The following is an 18,251-nucleotide window of genomic DNA, read 5'->3' as shown; positions in this document are numbered from 1 at the left end:
CTTACTTCCAGCGCCAACTCTGTCCGGTGGGTCCATCGCTGATCTCCAGGCCGCGTGCTTCTAGCTCTGTGCGCAGGGAATCACTTCGATCCCACTCTTTAGCTTCTCTGGCAACAACTCGATCATTCAGAAGTTGTTCCAACTCGGGGGTAAGTGGTTTTGACTCAGGAACTCGATTGAGTTCGAGTCCGAGTACCTGATCTGCATATAAGAAAATGGCACGTTTATCTTGTGAGCCCATGGCAGAATCTTTTTCAATGGTGCGCAACCTTTGCATGGCCCGCGGTGTGTCAAGGTCATTGGTGAGTGCATCAGTAATCTCTTGATCAATTTTAATCTCTGTTGATATTCCCCATTCAGACATCAGCGCGCGCCACTTGCGAAGCGTTGAGTGCGCAGCATCAAGTGCTGCCCAAGAGAGATCCATCTGTGATCGATAGCGGTTTTCCAGGAATGAGAAACGGAGTGAGAGCGGATCTAAACCACGTTCCTGCACATCACTAAGAAGTACAACATTTCCGGCACTTTTTGACATCTTGCGACCTTCAAAGAGCAGATGTTCTCCATGGACCCAGGTAGCTACAACTTCAGAATGGGTTAACGAGTTTGACTGAGCTCTTTCATTTTCGTGGTGTGGAAATCTAAGGTCAATTCCGCCCACGTGAATATCTACCTTCGAATCCAGGAAATCAATTGACATTGTGCTGCACTCGATATGCCAGCCAGGAAAACCTGGCCCCCATGGGGATTCCCAGATCATTTGCGTGCGTTCGCCGGCTAATTTCCAGAGCGCCCAATCGGCATGGAAGCGCTTACCGCTTTCATCGTTGTGCTCATGACGATAGCCGGGTTTGAGCGCTGCTAATTTGTTGCCGCTAATTGCACCATAACTTTCAATAGATGTTGCATCAAAGTAGACCGAGCCATCACTTCCGATGTAGGCGTTCTTACTTTCGATAAGTTTTTCGATGGCAGCGATCATTGAATTCATATTCTCAGATGCTCGTGGATATCTGTCGGCTTTTCTGACATTGAGTAAGGCCAAATCTTTGTGGAAGCGGGATTCAAATTCGCGAGCAATAGCAAATGGGTCAGTCTTCGTGCGTTTAGATTCTGCCAATAATTTATCTTCACCTTCGAAGTCATCGGCCATGTGTCCAACGTCAGTGATGTTTTGAATGAGTTCCACGTCTACACCTGTCATGGTTAGTGTGCGGGAGATCAGATCTGCAAGTAAGAAGGTACGAAGGTTTCCTACATGAGCATCTCGGTAGACGGTAGGACCACAGCAGTAGATGGAGATATAACCATCACGACTGGCTATTTCTTGAACTTCTCGAGTGCGGGTGTCATAAATGTGAAGCTGACCGCTGGCGGCATCTCGGCGGTTAAAGACTGGGATGACGCGAAAGAAAGCAATATCTGCGAGTTCAAATTCAATGAACTCACCCCGGCGATTGATGAGGCGTGTCTCACTATGTAGAACGCCGACGATGTCACGGAATCCGCCATCCGAATCTCGCAGGCGAATAGTGGCTCGCTTGCCAACGGCAGCCCGTAAAGTCTCGGCGTTCACGTGGCAACCTTAATCATGTAATCAGTCTCTTGCAGGGTTAGACTTATCGCCTACCGCTTCAAGCCTTCTGGAGGATCTTTCGTGACATATGTAATCGCCGAACCTTGCGTGGACGTTAAAGATAAGTCCTGCCGCGAAGAGTGCCCCGTTGATTGCATTTATGACGGTGCTCGGATGCTCTATATCCAACCCGACGAATGTGTTGATTGTGGTGCGTGCGAGCCGGTATGCCCGGTCGAAGCTATTTATTATGAAGATGATGTTCCGGGTCAGTGGCAGAACTACAAGAAGATCAATACTGAATTTTTCATAGAACTTGGATCACCTGGGGGAGCATCAAAGGTCGGAGAGACAAACTCTGATCACACCGATGTCACTGCTCTTGCGCCAAAAACTACCTGATTTTCCATGGGACGCGCTCGCTCCCTATGGCGAGATAGCGCGCAAGCACCCGCAAGGTGCCATTGATTTATCAGTGGGAACTCCAGTAGATCCCACTCCTGAATTCATTCAGCAAGCTTTACGTCAGTCATCTGATTCGCCAAGTTACCCGGTAACAATGGGAACTCAAGAACTGCGCACTGCAATTCATCATTGGGCTACAACAACTCTTGGTGCCAGTGGCGACTTTGCCGTGTTACCCCTTATTGGATCTAAAGAGTTCGTTGCTTGGTTACCCACCTTTCTTGAATCGGCAACTGTTCTTTACCCACGTATTGCCTACCCAACATATTTAGTCGGCGCACTCCTTGCCCAAGCAAAACCCACCGACGTCGATATTGATGCAGCAGCATGGCCCAAGGCCGATATGGCATGGGTGAATTCACCTTCTAATCCAACCGGAAGAGTTCACTCCGAATCTGAATTACGTGCAGCCATTGAATGGTCACGAAAGAATAAGAGCGTCGTAGTTTCAGATGAGTGCTACCTGGAATTTGGCGATACCAAAACTCCTACCTCTATTTTGCGATACACAGATGGTGATAACACCAATGTTTTGGGTGTGTACTCACTTTCCAAGAGATCTTCGATGGCTGGCTATCGCGCAGCTTTCGTAGTGGGGGATCCACAATTAATTGCCAGAATTCTTGAAGTACGTAAGCACGCCGGCATGATGGTCTCTTTACCGGTGCAGCACGCCATGGTCGCCGCACTTTCTGATAGCAAACATGTTGCTGAACAACGTGGGCGCTACAACGCACGTCGCACTCGCCTGGCACCTGCTCTGATTTCTGCCGGTTTCAGTATCGATCATTCAGAAGCCGGCCTCTATATCTGGGCAACGCGAAATGAAAGCTCATGGGACTCAGTTGCCTGGCTGGCAGCACTGGGAATTCTTGCCACTCCCGGCGTTTTTTATGGCCAAGCAGGAGAGAACCATATTCGGATTGCACTGACTGCCACTGATCAACAGATAGCAACAGCGGCAGAGCGCATTCTTGCGAAAGTCAGTGCACCCTAATGGCTGTTGGAATTTTACTAGTCGGTGGTCTTGGCACCCGCCTTAAGCCACTGACTAATGAATCTCCCAAACCGATGTTGCCAGTTGCTGGCTTGCCTGTCACTGAACATCAAATACTTGCCGCTAAGCGCGCTGGTATTCACACCCTTGTGCTTGCCACTTCCTACCTGGCAGAAGTCTTTACGCCATATTTTGGTGATGGAAGTAAATGGGGAATCAACATCCGCTACGCAGTTGAGAAGGAGCCCCTTGGTACCGGCGGTGCAATAAGAAATGCGGCGCAGCTATTAGAAGGCGATGAGCCGATTGTCATTTTCAATGGCGATGTTTTAAGCCGGCATTCGATTGCAGACCAAATTGCATTTCATCAAGAAAAGAATGCTGATGTCACACTGCACCTCATTGAAGTCGATGATGCGCGTGCATTTGGCTGCGTGCCGACAGACTCAGAGGGACGAGTTACCGCCTTCTTGGAGAAGATGGAAAATCCGGTAACCAAATTTATTAATGCCGGCTGCTATGTTTTTAACCCTGATGTCATCAAGGAGATTCCGCTGGGATCCGTGGTCAGCGTTGAACGCGAAACTTTCCCAGCACTGATTGCACAGAACCGCCCGGTCTTTGGATATAAGCAAGCTGCTTATTGGCTCGATGTCGGCACACCGGCAGCACTCTTTCAAGGCTCACGCGATCTAGTAGCTGCACCCTTTCTTGCGATGGCTGGCTCCACGATTGGCAATGACACCCAGATCACTGGCGGTACCGCAATCGGTGCCAACACAACGATTGCATCGGGCTGCCGCATCGATGACTGCATCATCGGCGATAACGTGGTGATCGAATCTGATGTGAAATTGTCACAATGCTTCATTGCAGAGGGAACACATGTGAATAGAGGCACCGAAAAAGCCCGTACCTACCTCTCAAATAGCTCAGATTTACCAATTTCTCTCTAAAAATCGACTTTTCGTCCTAAAAAAAGCGCCAAAAGTCTCGACTTAGGAGTTGACTCCAAGGGATTACACCGGTGTAATTAATACCTAGAGCGCAGGTGATTCACAACGAATTCCGCCCCTAATGACTTGAGGAGATTTGCAGATGCCAATCCGCCCAGAAGGAACATCGACTGGCAAGCCATCAGCCCCCACTGCTGGACCAACTATTCAACTAGCTAATGGCGAGAATTTTGAACTCTCCTGGCAAGAGCGCTCACTCTGCGCTCAAACTGATCCGGAAGCTTTCTTTCCAGAAAAGGGTGGCTCCACTCGCGAAGCAAAGCGAGTCTGCCTCTCATGTGATGTGCGCCAAGAGTGTCTTGAATACGCTCTGGCGCACGATGAACGCTTTGGTATCTGGGGCGGTCTCTCAGAGCGTGAGCGTCGTCGACTTAAGCGTCGCCCTGCGTAAGGGCAGCCAGCAACAATTTCCGGCCCTGGGCCTTACTTTAGGTAGGTTCTTCCCATGAGCGCTCCGCGGGTAACTGCACTCTTAGTTGTACACGATGGAGCAACTTGGCTATCTGAAGTTGTCGCTTCTCTTGCTTCGCAATCTGTGCGACCTAATCAAGTTTTTGCCATTGATACTGGCTCCCTCGATGCTTCGGTGAAGTTGCTGAAAGGCGCTCGCATTCCGGTAGCAACAATCGATAGAGAAAGTGGATTTGGTGCTGCCGTAGCTCATGGAATCACGCAGCTGCCTGCGCTGATTAAAGATAGTGAAGAATGGATTTGGATTCTTCACGATGATTGCGCGTTGCATCCGGCCGCACTTGAATCTTTATTAGCAGCGATTGCAGATCGCCCCAGTGTTGTGATGGCTGGACCAAAACTTCTTGGTTGGCATGATCGAACGCATCTCATTGAATTAGGAATCAGTATTGCAACTAACGGTGCGAGATGGACAGGTCTTGAACCTCTTGAATACGATCAAGGTCAACACGATGGCGTAACAGAAGTTCTTTCTGTGAGCACAGCAGGTGCCCTCATCCGTCGTGACGTCTTTGAAGAACTCGGTGGCTTTGATCAGAATTTAGAGCTATTCCGAGATGATGTTGATTTTGGTTGGCGTGTTCGCGTTGCGGGACACTCGGTGATTGCCGTCTCTGATGCGATTGGGTATCACGCACAAGCATCGGCGACCGAACGAAGAAGTGTTGATGTGCAAGGAGCGTTTCTTCACCGCCCACTTTTACTAGATCGGCGCAATGCAGCCTATGTCTTGCTTGCTAACTCAAGTGTGTGGTCACTACCTGGACTCATCTTCACGCTATTTGCCGGGGCTATCTTGCGTTCTGTCGGCTACCTATTTGCCAAACTCCCCGGCTATGCATCGGATGAGATCTTGGCAATTGGCTCACTCATTATTCATCCCACCGAATTACTTTCAGCTAGAAAATTTCGCAAACAGCACCGACTGATTTCTCCGAGAGTGGTCAATGCCTTTGTTCCATCGCGGATATCCCAACTTCGTTCATCTATTTCTCGTCTGGCATCGACGCTACGTTCCGCTGTGCTTCCTCATTCACCATCACGTGAACTACCGATTGTCAGCGACTTAGAAATAAATGAGGATGAAGATCCTCTTACCCCGGTGTCACGAACTCCATGGAAATCACTTTTCTATAGACCCATGATTATTGCCGCATCAATCATCACACTCGTCTCACTTTCCTGGGCACGACATAGGTTTGGGCCATTAGCCGGAGGAGCTCTTGCCGAATCTCCAGCTAGTTTCCGAGATTTAATCAAGCTCTATATCTCTAGTTGGCATGACGTGGGTATGGGCAGTGCGCAATCCACTCCTACTTGGGTCTTAGTCATCGCAATCGCATCTCTGCTCTTCTTCGGAAATGTTTCAGTATTTATCACTATTTTCTTTCTCATCGCTCCCTTGATACTTCTGCTTTCAGCACACCGATATTTAAAGAGATTTACAGATAATCAGTGGCTATCAGCTGGCGCTTCCTTGCTCTATGCCTTATCGCCGGTGGCGATTGCATCGGTGAACGCCGGGCGACTCGGAGTACTTGTCTTTATGGCGTTACTGCCCTTTTTCATAGTGCAATTTCATACCTGGGCCGAAATCGATCGTTGGAGTTGGCGAAGCATCTTTGGATACTCACTTTTTATCTGGTTCCTGCTTTCATTTAATCCATCGGTGCTGCTTATCCTTTTCGTGGGAATCATCCTTACAATTTTCGGCGACTTCAGGAAAGCATCAAATAATTACCAGGATCAACTCTTCCTCGAACGACTCAAGCGTCGCCTGACTCTTCTCATAATTCCATTCTTGTTATCGGCGCCGGCTTCTTTCGGTGTGTTACTCAACCCAACCCGTATTCTTCGAGAAATTGGACTATCCGTTTCTGGCGGTGGCCCGAACCTAGCAATTCTTGCCAATCCAGGTGGGCCGGGATCTCTTCCGTGGTGGTGTGCCAGTCCGATAGTGGCAATTTTGCTCGTCGCCTATTTCTCTACTACCGCCGCTCGAAAATTTGCAGTCCCAGGAATTACTTTCTTGCTGTGTGGAACTTTGATTAGCGTTGCAGTCATACCGGGTAATGGAACACCGTTAAATGCCCAAGTATCTGTTGGAACCTTTATCGCTATTGCCACGCTCTTCTCATTAACATCTGGTGTTGTGATGTTCGATAAAATTAGATCTCGACTTGAACAATCCCACATTAATTTCAGGCATATTTCGGTTGCACTCATTCTCGCTTTAACCCTGGTTTATAGTGCGACATCTCTTTCCTGGTTGGTTTCTGCGGGAGCTGATTCACCACTTCGTACGGGGCAGAAGAACGTACTACCGGCCTACCTTGCAATAGAGAAGAGCGCCAAGTCACTCGTGCTTCGTCCATACACCAGAAATGGCGAGCAAACTCTGTCCTATTACATTTCCAGAGGAAGAGATATCACACTGGGTGAAGTAGATGTTGCGCCAGCGGATACGGAAGTAATTTCCCGAGCAGTTGAAGGCTTAATCGACAACACCGGTGTGAGTTCAAGTGCAGTCTTAGCAACCTACGGAATCAAATACGTTTACTTAAAGAATCCGATTATTGATGAGGTAGTTCAAACTATTGATGGCTTAGGAGGCTTCATTAGAACCTCTGCGACAAAAGCTGGAGTTGTCTGGAAGGTAAATGAGCCAACCGGACGCATCATTCTTACCGACTACGCCGGAGAAGTTTCCATCATCGAAGCAACCGGAATTAGCGCCATTGTGCCGCGTCCCGGAACACTCACACTTACTGAAAGTTTTAGTAAAGGGTGGAGAATTTACCAAGATGGATTTACTGCAGCTCGTATTGAAGATCGCGATGGTCTTCCCACCTTTGAAATCACCAACGCTGGCGAAGTCACCATCTTCCATGATGGAACACAGCGAAGGGCCTGGATCTCCTTCTTCATGATTGTGCTGGTCACTGTCATTGTTCTTGCGCTGCCCTCTGGTCGCCGCAAGAGTGAGATATCTGAAAAGGAGCTGGCATGAAAAGCAACCGTGGCTTCCTTCTCTTCCTCGTGACAATCTCGATTTTAGCGATTAGCAATTTGCTTAACTTCACCGTCTCAACATCTCGATTTAATCAGTCATACCCTTCTGTTATTTGCCCACCTAATACATCGGGATTAACCACAGCAATTTCTCTGACAAGTTCTAAGACTCAGATCAGAAAAACTGGCACCTCCGCAATGAACACTCGTGAGGCAGGAATTAGCCGTTATGCAATCGCTTCCCAGTCTGCTGTCATCGATGCTGGAGCAATTACCCCTGTTGTGTGGCAGGTCCGAAAGGGTGTGTGGGCTGGTGCATCTGCATGTCAGGCCCCGATTACTTCACGGTGGTTTGTGGGCGCAACTGCAGATATCACTTCGAAGGGTTCGCTGAACTTAGTAAATAGCGGTTTAGGTAAAGCACTTGTTCGCGTCTCAGTCTTTAGCGAGAATGGTGAACTGACCCCCAGAGATTTAATTGTGGGTGCGAATTCATTTAAGCAGATCTCACTGCCATCTTTGGCTCCAGGTGCGAAATCAATTGCTATCCATATTGAAGCAAAGTCTGGCCGCGTCAATGGTTTTCTTGTAGATGAACGTGGCAAGGGCCTGCGATCACTGGGCGGAGATATCGTTAATTCAACGGATGATCCTGGTAAGAAGTTGCAGATTCCGGCTATCCCGCAACAAGTGAAGAGGAAGACGCCGAGCCCTCACACATTGCGACTCTTAGTCCCTGGTGATGTTGATGCGCGTATCAGCGCTGAGATTCGCTCTACCGATGGAACCTTTTCTCCGGTTGGGATAAATGGCAGGGTTGTTGCCCATAAGAAAGTCGTTGAGATTCCCATGAATATCTTGATGTCGTCCGGAAAATTTGCACTACATATTTCTTCCGATCAACCAATTCTTGGATCTGTGTTTTCACCGACGCTCTCGCAAGGAAAGAGTGATTTCGTATGGAGTACTGCCGTTCCGGACTTGCAAGAGTTCACCTTGGCTACCACTGGCTTAGCCCCCACCTTGGTTTTCACAGGCAGTGAAATCGAAGTCAGACTCACAGTGATGCAGGCCGGTGGCAAATCTAGAACAATTGATATCAAGGGTTCTGACATAGCTACCTACGTACTTTCTGACTCAGCCCGGTCTGTCAGCTTTTCGGCAATCTCGCCCGGAACTTCTGGCGCGGCTCTGATTTCATCCAAGAGTGGATACGGATATGTTCCATTGACTCCGGGCAGTGTTCTGACAAAGTCTTCAATTCCAGATTCAAATATCCGTGTGTTAAATCCCTGACTTTTATAGCTACACCGATAGCCTTATACACATGAGTTCTTCGGTACGTTCTGGGCGCAGTTGCTCTCGTGTGAGTTGCAATTCTTCGGCATCGATGACCCTTACCTATATTTATGCTGAATCCACTGCCGTCCTTGGACCGCTGGCAACTTTTTCTGAACCTCATTCATATGATCTCTGCGATAAACACTCTGCCCGGCTTACCGTTCCGCAAGGTTGGAATGTCATCAAGCAGGCTGTAGATGAAAATCAGAGTGGACCAAGTGAAGACGATCTCATGGCAATCGCCGATGCTGTCCGTGAGGTAGCTCTGAATTCTCACGCCACGACTACTGATGTCTCAACAACTACTTCACAATCAAGCGTGGGCAGACGCGGGCATTTGCGCGCAGTGCCTTCCTAATTTCACTTCTGCATACTCAATTCTTTACGATACCTTCATGAGCGCATCGATATTTAAGGCCTATGACATCCGTGGGTTAGTAGATGAAGAACTCACGCCAGATTTTGCATTTGCCACTGGGGTTGCCTTCGCTCGCTTCTTAGAAATTGAACGTGAACCAGGAACCGTTGTCATTGGCGAAGATATGCGTCCATCTTCACCCACGCTGGCAACTGCATTTTCAGCGGGTGTTACTTCGCAAGGCCTAGATGTCATTCGTATCGGACTTGCCTCTACAGATATGTTGTATTTCGCTGCCGGAAAGTTAAATCTGCCGGGTGCGATGTTTACGGCAAGCCATAATCCTGCTGCATACAATGGAATCAAACTCTGCTTTAGCGGTGCACGTCCCATAGGTAAAGAATCGGGCTTGTTAACAATCGAAAAGTTCGTTTATGAAGGCACTCCCATGGCGATGAGAAATGTCGGTGTCGAGAAATCGAAGAATATGCTGGAGGAATATGTCGATCACTTACGCACCTTGGTCGATGTTTCACAGATTCGCCCTTTGAAAATAGTTATCGATGCCGGCAACGGAATGGGCGGATACACAGCACCAGCTGTCTTTAAGAGACTTAACGCAGAAGTAATTGAGCTCTTCTTTGAATTAGATGGTTCTTTCCCTAATCACGAAGCCAACCCGATTGATCCAAAGAATCTCGTTGACTTACAAAAGGCGGTGAAGAAACATGGTGCAGATATCGGGCTCGCATTCGATGGTGATGCCGATCGCTGTTTCCTTGTTGATGAAAAGGGAGCACTTGTCAATCCATCTTCTTTGACATCACTGATTGCATCTCGCGAGCTAGTTAAGTATCCCGGGTCAAATATTATTTATAACCTCATCTCCTCGCGAGCAGTGAAAGAAGTCGTGGAAGAAAACGGCGGAACGGCGGTTCGTTCACGTGTGGGCCATTCGTACATTAAAAAGCTCATGGCCGAAACAGATGCCGTATTTGGTGGAGAACACTCAGGCCATTTCTACTTTAGAGATTTTTGGAAGGCAGACTCTGGAATGCTGGCCGCGCTACATGCAATTGCCGCACTCGGTGAAAGCAAGAAGTCACTCTCCACAATTCTTAAGCCATTTAACAGATATCACTCAAGTGGAGAGATTAACTCGACAGTCTCTGATGCAGCTGCCTCGATGGAAACTATCCAGCAAAAATTTGAAGCAGATAGTGATGTAGAAATGGATCATCTTGATGGTCTGACTGTCAGCGCCAAAGACTGGTGGTTTAATCTTCGGGCCTCTAATACCGAGCCACTCCTTCGACTCAACGTTGAGGCTTCTACCGAAGGGCGCATGGAGAAGGTTCGCGATGAAGTTCTCAAGGCGATACGAAGCTAAGTCTGTTTCACCCTTTTTCCCGGAGTCCACTAAACTAATTCCGTAGCCGACTAGCACAGTAGAGCCCTACGCCGAAGGTCAAGCGAAAAAGACAATCCTCATAGTCAATTGAGGAACTACCTAGGGAGATATGTTTTCATGACACAAGTAACAACAATTCCAAAGCACGATATAGCCGACGCTTCACTTGCTGCCGAGGGGCGCAAGCGCATCGAATGGGCAGAGCGCAACATGCCGGTCCTTGCACAAATTCGTGAACGATTTGAAAAGTCACAACCATTTACCGGCGTACGAATCGCAGCATGTATGCACGTCACAACTGAGACCGCTAACTTGATGCGTGTTCTTAAAGCTGGCGGCGCTGAAATTGCTCTCTGTGCTTCTAACCCATTGTCTACTCAAGATGACACAGCTGCAGCTCTTGTTCATGAATACGGAATCTCTGTATTTGCACGTAATGCAGTTGATCGTGACGGGTATTACTCGCACATCAACGCTGCCCTCGACATCGAACCTCACCAAGTCTTCGATGATGGTTGCGACTTAGTAAACACTCTTCACACAACTCGCAAGGAGCTCCTACCAAATATCGCTGGTGGTTGCGAAGAGACTACTACTGGAGTTATTCGCCTTAACCAGATGGCAAAAGATGGCGCACTCACATTTCCGATGATCGCAGTCAATGACACAGACACAAAGCACATGTTTGATAATCGCTATGGCACAGGTCAATCGACTCTTGACGCGGTCTTCCGTGCGACTAACTTCTTACTTGCAGGACGCATTGTCGTTGTTGCAGGATTTGGTTATTGCGGAAAAGGTGTTGCAGAGCGCGCAAAGGGCATGGGCGCAGATGTAGTTGTGACAGAAATTGATCCAACTAAGGCACTCGATGCAATGATGCAAGGTTTCCGTGTAATGCCGATGTTAGATGCAGCCAAAGTTGGCGATGTATTTATTACAGTCACCGGTAACCGCGATGTACTGCGCGATGAACACTTCGCAGCGATGAAAGATGGCGCAATCATGGCTAACTCAGGTCACTTTGATATCGAAATCGATGTTGCTTGGCTAGAGCAGAACTCAAAACAGAAGAATGCCAAGATGCGTCACCAGACCGATGAATACGTGATGAAAGATGGTCGCCGCTTACTTCTTCTCGCTGAAGGTCGTCTAGTAAACCTCGGCGCAGCTGAAGGTCACCCAGCATCAGTGATGGATATGTCATTCTCTGATCAGGCCCTAACTGCGGAATACCTCGTTAAGGAAGCAAAGAACCTTCCTGCTGGAGTGCATGAAGTTCCAACATATATCGATAAGGAAGTTGCGGCGTTGAAACTCATTTCGATGGGTGGACGTATCGATGTACTCACACCAGCTCAAGATATGTACCTTAATTCTTGGGAGCACGGTTCATAAATGATCGTTGATATTGCATGACACTCATCATGGTCGTCGATGACGATCAAGATCTCGCCGAAATGCTGGGAATTGTTCTTACAAGTTCTGGCTTCGATGTAGATATGGTGAGTAGAGGAGATGAGGCGCTGGAGGTATTTAGAAATAATCCTCCGGACCTCGTCTTACTTGATGTCATGTTGCCAGGAATAGATGGCATAGAGGTCTGTCGACTAATTAGAAAAGAGTCGATGGTGCCAATCGTGATGCTCAGCGCCAAGGGGGAGACCCAAGATGTTGTGCGGGGGCTTGAAGCAGGCGCCGATGATTACATGCAGAAACCATTTCGGGACAAGGCTGAACTCATTGCGCGTATTCGCACTCGTTTGCGTCGCACCAATTCTGATGTGACCGGCCTTCTTTCCATCGGTGACATCACAATCGATGTGACAGCCCACGAAGTTCGTCGCGGTGCGATTCTCATTCAGCTAACCCGTCTTGAATTTGATTTGCTGGTCGCTCTAGCAAAAGACCCAGGTCGGGTGTTTACACGCGACGCGCTCTTAAGTGAGGTCTGGGGCTACCGACAAACAACTGATACGCGATTGGTCAATGTGCACGTGCAGCGACTTCGTTCAAAGGTTGAACACGACGCCGACCGTCCAGAGATCATCATGACGGTTCGTGGCGTGGGCTATAAGGCGGGCGGAGCCGCTTAACATGAACCGTTTACGACGGTCACTCAAACATTCACTAGCAACACGAGTGATTCTCTCAACTCTCTTTCTGTCCTTAACTGTCGTATCGCTTACCGGTTCTGCGCTGTATTCACGTCTAGCTGATGGAATCCTGGCAACTAGCCTGAACTCTTCACTGGCTGAAGCCCGATACACATTTTTTAATGCTGAATACCAAGTACTTGCATCGCAGTCGATGACAGTTCAAGCCCGTAAAGAAGCTCTCGCTGAATTCGTTGTGAGAACCTCGACCCAAGGAATTAATGAGGAGCGTCGAGAAGTAATTTTTGCAAAGTCTCCAGGAGGACCTACTACAGCAAATTCTTATGAGATGTCTTCGAATGTCATTAAGAACTCATCCATTCCTAAAGATCTTCGCGCCCAGATCAAAAAAGATGCCAAACTTCATTATGCCTACGGTCCTGCACGATATAACAACGGAGAGAGTATTGACTCTCTCTTTGTGGGTCAGAGAATTATTATTCCGACTGGGGGGCGATACGAGATTTACATCATCTTTTCTCTCAAGAACCAGACGGCAACAGTAGATCTCATCAAGAACTCACTTCTGCTTACTGGAATCGCACTCATTTTCCTCATCGGACTTATCACCTGGCTCGTAGTGCGACAAGTGGTTCGACCGGTGCGTGAAGCAGCACGTATCGCTAATCAGTTTACGCAGGGAGACTTCACTCAGCGGATGAAAGTCGTTTCAACCGATGAGATGGCAACGCTGGCAATTTCTTATAATGAAATGGCCCTATCTATTGAAGAGCAAATCACTCGACTAGAGCATCTCTCACGTGTCCAGCAGCGTTTTGTTTCAGATGTCACCCACGAACTACGAACTCCTTTAACCACACTGCGTATGGCATCAGAGGTAATCCACATCCAACGCAGCTCTTTTGATCCACTCGTCGCCCGGAGTTCTGAGCTACTGGTTGCTCAACTAGATAGATTCGAGCGGTTGCTCGAAGACCTACTTGAAGTAAGTCGTTTCGATGCCGAAGTTGCTGTGCTCGAACCTGTCGATTTTGATGTCATTGGTCTTATTAATCGATGTGCCACTGATTTAGATATAGCTAGCAATGTGCCAACACAGCAAGTAGAGGTGGTAGCTGATCAGGAATTTGTCAGCATTAATGCCGATATCCGCAGAGTTGAGCGCATTATGCGCAATCTTTTGTCAAACGCACTCGATCATGCAGAAGGAAAGAAGGTTCTTGTGAGCGTCGTTGCTACCGAAACCGAGGTTGGTATTGGTGTTCGAGATTACGGCTCAGGACTTGATGAATCGGCCCTGACTCGCGTCTTCGACCGGTTCTGGCGAGAAGATCCATCACGTGCTCGAGTACGCGGTGGAACTGGTTTGGGTCTTTCCATCGCACTTGAGGATGCACGACTTCACAATGGAGAATTAGATGCGTGGGGACGCCCTAACCAAGGAGCTCATTTTGTTCTCACCTTGCCCCGCAAGGCTGGCGAGTTAATAAATTCAAGACCAATTAAGGCCACGCCAAAAGATTTCCACCAGGAGGCTTTTTACCAATAACCGCTAGCCGTCATTGCAGCAGTATGGCTAGGTGAATTTACTCAGCTCACTAGAGGAACTCATCTTTCCAGTTCGTTGTTTAGGTTGTGGCGCCCTAGGTTTGGAAATCTGTTCGCAGTGCAGAAAATTCTGGCAGCCGAGAATTTATAGATCTCACTCTCGCCAGAAACCACATTTCCCGATTTATTCTTCCATTCCCTATTCACCGATTGCAGGGAAAGTTTTGTTAGCTGCAAAAGAACATGCATTGCGACGAGCAGATGAGCTAATGGTGAGCGCACTTTCTCATTCGCTTTCGCTCTGTTTACAAGAGCAAGGATTGGGATTTTTAGTGCCAATTCCTTCGCGAAAATCCGTTGCGAGATTACGAGGGAGACAATTCATTAACGAATTAACCAGAGAAATTGGTGGTAGTGCACGGGTGCCAACCCGTGAATTGTTGACTCACACCAGGGTCGTCAAAGATCAATCAAAGCTCGATGCAAAGAAACGAGTAGAAAATTTGGAAGGGTCACTGGCATCCCTGCGTTATCACAGTGGAAAGGCAATCATTGTCGATGACCTCGTCACAACGGGGGTGACTTTGCAGGAGGCGGCCCGCGCATTGCGTGCTGCAGGCATTGAGGTTTCGGCTGCGATTACAGCTTGCGTGGCAGAACCTCTACGATAAGGGGGCTCGAATAGGGCGCCCATTGCAAGTGATTGGGATTGGCAAGTGGAAGGTAGGCAAATGGCTTCAATTCTCGACCGCATCATGCGAGCCGGCGAAGGAAAAATTCTTCGTGACTTAAGCAAGGTCGTCGAAAAGGTCAACGCCTTCGAAAGTTCAATCTCTGCACTTGCTGATGACCAACTGCGAGCAAAGACTGAAGAATTTAAGAAACGCCTAACGCAAGGCGAAACACTCGATGATTTACTTCCTGAGGCATTTGCCGTTGTTCGCGAAGCCGCAAAGCGCACACTTGGCCAACGTCACTATGACGTTCAAATCATGGGTGGGGCGGCGCTTCACCGTGGCAATATCGCAGAAATGCGCACCGGTGAAGGAAAGACTCTCGTTGCAACACTTCCTTCTTATCTGAACGCACTAGCAGGACGTGGAGTCCACGTTGTTACAGTCAATGATTACTTGGCTGAACGTGACAGCGAATGGATGGGTCGTGTTCACCGATTCCTTGGTCTAAGTGTTGGAGTAATTCTTAATAGCATGACATCTGCAGAACGTCGTGCGGCATACTCTTCAGATATTACTTATGGAACAAACAATGAATTTGGTTTTGATTATCTTCGCGACAATATGGCATGGTCACTCGAAGACTGTGTGCAGCGTGATCACTACTTCGCAGTTGTCGATGAAGTTGACTCGATTCTTATTGACGAGGCACGCACACCGCTAATCATTAGTGGACCGGCTGATAAGGCAACGAAGTGGTATGTCGAGTTTGCCAATATTGCAACCAAACTACAACGCGATTCACACTATGAAGTAGATGAGAAGAAGAAGACCGTTGGAATCCTCGAAGACGGCGTTACCAAGGTGGAAGAGCTGCTTGGGATTGAGAATCTATATGAAGCCGCCAACACAACCCTGATTGGCTATCTCAATAACTCAGTCCGTGCGAAGGAACTCTTTAAGCGCGATAAAGATTATGTAGTAATGAATGGCGAGCTTCTTATTGTTGATGAGCACACTGGCCGCATGCTTGCAGGTCGTCGCTATAGCGAAGGACTACATCAAGCACTTGAAGCAAAAGAACGCATTGAAATTAAAGATGAAAACCAAACCCTTGCCACAATTACACTTCAAAATTACTTCCGACTCTACGAAACCATCTCTGGAATGACCGGAACGGCAGTTACAGAAGCTTCGGAGTTTCATCAAATTTATAAGCTTGGTGTTGTTCCTATCCCAACAAATCGCCCGATGCAACGTATTGATGAAGCTGATTTAGTCTACAAATCTGAGGCAGGAAAGTTTGCAGCTGTTACTCGCGACATCGTTGAGCGTCATCGCAAGGGCCAACCGGTATTGGTTGGAACCGTCAGCGTTGAAAAATCGGAAGAACTTTCTGCATTCCTCAAAAAAGCAGGCGTCCCTCACGAAGTTCTCAATGCTAAGCATCACGAGCGGGAAGCGGCAATCATTGCTCGCGCTGGAACTAAAGGGGCCGTTACTGTTGCGACAAATATGGCAGGACGCGGAACCGACATCATGCTGGGTGGAAACCCAGAGTTTATGGCTGACTTTGAATTACAGCGCAAGGGAATTTCACCGGTAGATAACGCAACTGAATATGAAGCTGCCTGGCCGGCAGAGATTGCAAAGCAAAAGGCTGCAATTGCCAAGGAGCATGAAGAAGTTGTCGCACTCGGTGGGCTCTATGTTCTTGGAACTGAGCGACATGAGTCCAGGCGTATCGATAATCAGCTCCGTGGACGATCAGGACGTCAAGGCGATCCTGGTGAATCTCGTTTCTACCTCTCACTGCAAGATGATTTGATGCGCAGATTTAACTCTGGAATTGTTGAACGTGTATTAGGAGCAGCTGGCTTACCGGAAGATGAACCCATTGAATCAAAGATGGTTTCAAACGCAATTCGCTCAGCCCAGACACAGGTGGAAGCGCAGAACTTTGAAATCCGTAAGAACGTTCTTAAGTATGACGATGTCATGAACCGCCAGCGTGAAGTAATTTATGCAGAACGCCGCTTAGTACTTGAGGGTAAAGATATTGGAAGCCAAGTTGGCGATTTCATGGCTGACACCTTGAGCGCATACGTTCAGGTGGCAACAGCCCAGGGCTATGCCGAAGATTGGGATCTTGATCAACTCTGGGCAGCTCTCAAACTTATCTATCCGATCTCCTTTACGCCACAAGATTTAGAGAAGGAGTTTGGTTCACGATCAGCTTTGGATGTGGAGATTTTAGAGACTCGAATTCTCGATGATGCCGTTGCCGCATATGCAAAGCGTGAAGCAGCGTTAGGAGTAGAAGTCTTACGCGAATTAGAGCGCAAAGTACTGCTCTCTGTCCTTGACCGTAAATGGCGAGAGCATCTCTATGAGATGGATTATTTGCAAGAAGGTATCGGCCTGCGTGCGATGGCACAACGTGATCCACTGGTTGAATATCAGCGTGAAGGTTTTGAACTCTTCTCGGCCATGATGGATGGTATTAAAGAAGAGTTAGCCAGCCTTGTCTTTAACGTCGAAGTAACAATCGAAGGCGATGGCTCAGAAGTGAAGGCACGCGGAGTTAATGACAAGCCGGCAAATACGGCTCCACTTCGTTACACCGCAGCAGATGAAAATGGTGTTGTGACATCTAATGAAGTCTCGCGTAATAGCCCATGCCCATGTGGCTCTGGCAAGAAATTCAAGCGCTGCCACGGCGCTGCCTAATTCACTTTAGAGCAAACGCAGAGCGGTGCAGAGCCAACGTCCGTCAACACCTTCAAAGCGAATAACAATTGCGCGAAGTCGATTTCCAAATCTGACCGTCACCGTTGATTCACAAATGCCATCTAGTGGCTCTGATTGATGGATACTTCTAATCTTTCCAATCTCACTCTGACTTCCAGTCTTGCACAGCAGCTCCATATAGATCACCCGATGACATGAACGAATCAATTGCGCTGGTTGCCTGCGACCGGCCCAAATTTCAAGGATGCTCACAATGAACTTCATCGTCCACTGATGTAAATCTGGCAGATCTGTGGCCGAAGATGGAATTGGCATCTCATCCGGTTCAATCTCTTCCCCGAAGGTAGAAGGAACTAGGTAGAGCCTTGCCACTTGTGGTGGCATGACGGGTGTGGGGGGAGCAAATAAATCTAGAACTGGATGGCTCCAGAGTGCAGGATCTTCCGTGCTTGAAATCAATTGTAGAAAAGGCTTAGTGCGTGGAATGGGTTGCGTGTAGGTATCTGTTGTCATG

At 48.2% G+C, this 18,251-nt stretch carries 15 protein-coding genes; 13 read left to right on the top strand and 2 right to left on the bottom strand.

Annotated elements, in window-relative coordinates; translation table 11 throughout:
• Position 1: 1 nt before the first annotated feature.
• Positions 2-1,576 carry a cysteine--tRNA ligase gene (gene cysS, locus A1sIIB76_RS04915; RefSeq protein ID WP_095684928.1) on the bottom strand — a complete coding sequence of 525 codons (1,575 nt, stop codon included), beginning with the start codon at positions 1,574-1,576 and terminating at the stop codon, positions 2-4.
• A gap of 81 nt (positions 1,577-1,657) precedes the next feature.
• On the opposite strand from cysS, the gene fdxA reads away from it, so the two are divergent.
• The 13 genes from fdxA (at position 1,658) to secA (ending at position 17,716) form a co-directional block, all read left to right on the top strand.
• A complete protein-coding gene (gene fdxA, locus A1sIIB76_RS04910) occupies positions 1,658-1,978 on the top strand; it encodes a ferredoxin (RefSeq protein ID WP_095675100.1) in 321 nt (106 codons plus the stop codon).
• Positions 1,947-3,038, top strand: a complete 1,092-nt coding sequence (dapC, locus tag A1sIIB76_RS04905; RefSeq protein WP_095697133.1) for a succinyldiaminopimelate transaminase — start codon at positions 1,947-1,949, stop codon at positions 3,036-3,038. The genes fdxA and dapC overlap by 32 nt, the downstream gene beginning before the upstream one ends.
• Entirely contained in the window at positions 3,038-3,994 is a 957-nt protein-coding gene (locus A1sIIB76_RS04900) for a nucleotidyltransferase family protein (protein WP_095684926.1), read from the top strand. The genes dapC and A1sIIB76_RS04900 overlap by 1 nt, the downstream gene beginning before the upstream one ends.
• 142 nt (positions 3,995-4,136) lie before the next feature.
• Positions 4,137-4,445 carry a WhiB family transcriptional regulator gene (locus A1sIIB76_RS04895; RefSeq protein ID WP_223298131.1) on the top strand — a complete coding sequence of 103 codons (309 nt, stop codon included), beginning with the start codon at positions 4,137-4,139 and terminating at the stop codon, positions 4,443-4,445.
• Positions 4,446-4,499: 54 nt separating this feature from the next.
• Complete coding sequence (locus tag A1sIIB76_RS04890; protein WP_095684925.1) at positions 4,500-7,535, top strand: glycosyltransferase family 2 protein; 3,036 nt, start codon at positions 4,500-4,502, stop codon at positions 7,533-7,535.
• Complete coding sequence (locus A1sIIB76_RS04885) at positions 7,532-8,833, top strand: DUF5719 family protein (protein WP_095675096.1); 1,302 nt, start codon at positions 7,532-7,534, stop codon at positions 8,831-8,833. The genes A1sIIB76_RS04890 and A1sIIB76_RS04885 overlap by 4 nt, the downstream gene beginning before the upstream one ends.
• A 31-nt stretch (positions 8,834-8,864) precedes the next feature.
• Positions 8,865-9,236 carry a DUF3499 domain-containing protein gene (locus A1sIIB76_RS04880; RefSeq protein WP_095675095.1) on the top strand — a complete coding sequence of 124 codons (372 nt, stop codon included), beginning with the start codon at positions 8,865-8,867 and terminating at the stop codon, positions 9,234-9,236.
• A gap of 37 nt (positions 9,237-9,273) precedes the next feature.
• Positions 9,274-10,626, top strand: coding sequence for a phosphomannomutase/phosphoglucomutase (locus A1sIIB76_RS04875; RefSeq protein ID WP_095675094.1), 1,353 nt, complete (start codon positions 9,274-9,276; stop codon positions 10,624-10,626).
• A gap of 138 nt (positions 10,627-10,764) precedes the next feature.
• Positions 10,765-12,045, top strand: coding sequence for an adenosylhomocysteinase (gene ahcY / locus A1sIIB76_RS04870; protein WP_095675093.1), 1,281 nt, complete (start codon positions 10,765-10,767; stop codon positions 12,043-12,045).
• A gap of 17 nt (positions 12,046-12,062) precedes the next feature.
• Entirely contained in the window at positions 12,063-12,743 is a 681-nt protein-coding gene (gene mtrA, locus A1sIIB76_RS04865) for an MtrAB system response regulator MtrA (protein WP_095675092.1), read from the top strand.
• 1 nt (position 12,744) lies between these two features.
• Positions 12,745-14,313 carry an MtrAB system histidine kinase MtrB gene (gene mtrB, locus A1sIIB76_RS04860; protein ID WP_095697132.1) on the top strand — a complete coding sequence of 523 codons (1,569 nt, stop codon included), beginning with the start codon at positions 12,745-12,747 and terminating at the stop codon, positions 14,311-14,313.
• A gap of 331 nt (positions 14,314-14,644) precedes the next feature.
• Positions 14,645-14,983, top strand: coding sequence for a ComF family protein (locus A1sIIB76_RS06920; protein ID WP_223298756.1), 339 nt, complete (start codon positions 14,645-14,647; stop codon positions 14,981-14,983).
• A 60-nt stretch (positions 14,984-15,043) separates the two neighbouring features.
• Complete coding sequence (gene secA / locus A1sIIB76_RS04850; RefSeq protein ID WP_095697130.1) at positions 15,044-17,716, top strand: preprotein translocase subunit SecA; 2,673 nt, start codon at positions 15,044-15,046, stop codon at positions 17,714-17,716.
• Positions 17,717-17,722: 6 nt separating this feature from the next.
• Here the strand turns inward: secA and A1sIIB76_RS04845 are convergent, their stop codons facing one another.
• Positions 17,723-18,250 (bottom strand): Rv3235 family protein, encoded by a 528-nt coding sequence (locus A1sIIB76_RS04845; protein ID WP_095693855.1) that lies wholly within the window; start codon positions 18,248-18,250, stop codon positions 17,723-17,725.
• Position 18,251: the final 1 nt, after the last annotated feature.

Source organism: Candidatus Planktophila versatilis (genome assembly GCF_002288265.1).
GTDB lineage: Bacteria > Actinomycetota > Actinomycetes > Nanopelagicales > Nanopelagicaceae > Planktophila > Planktophila versatilis.
Note: the sequence above shows the minus strand (reverse complement) of the source record. Positions and strands in the feature narration are given on the sequence as shown.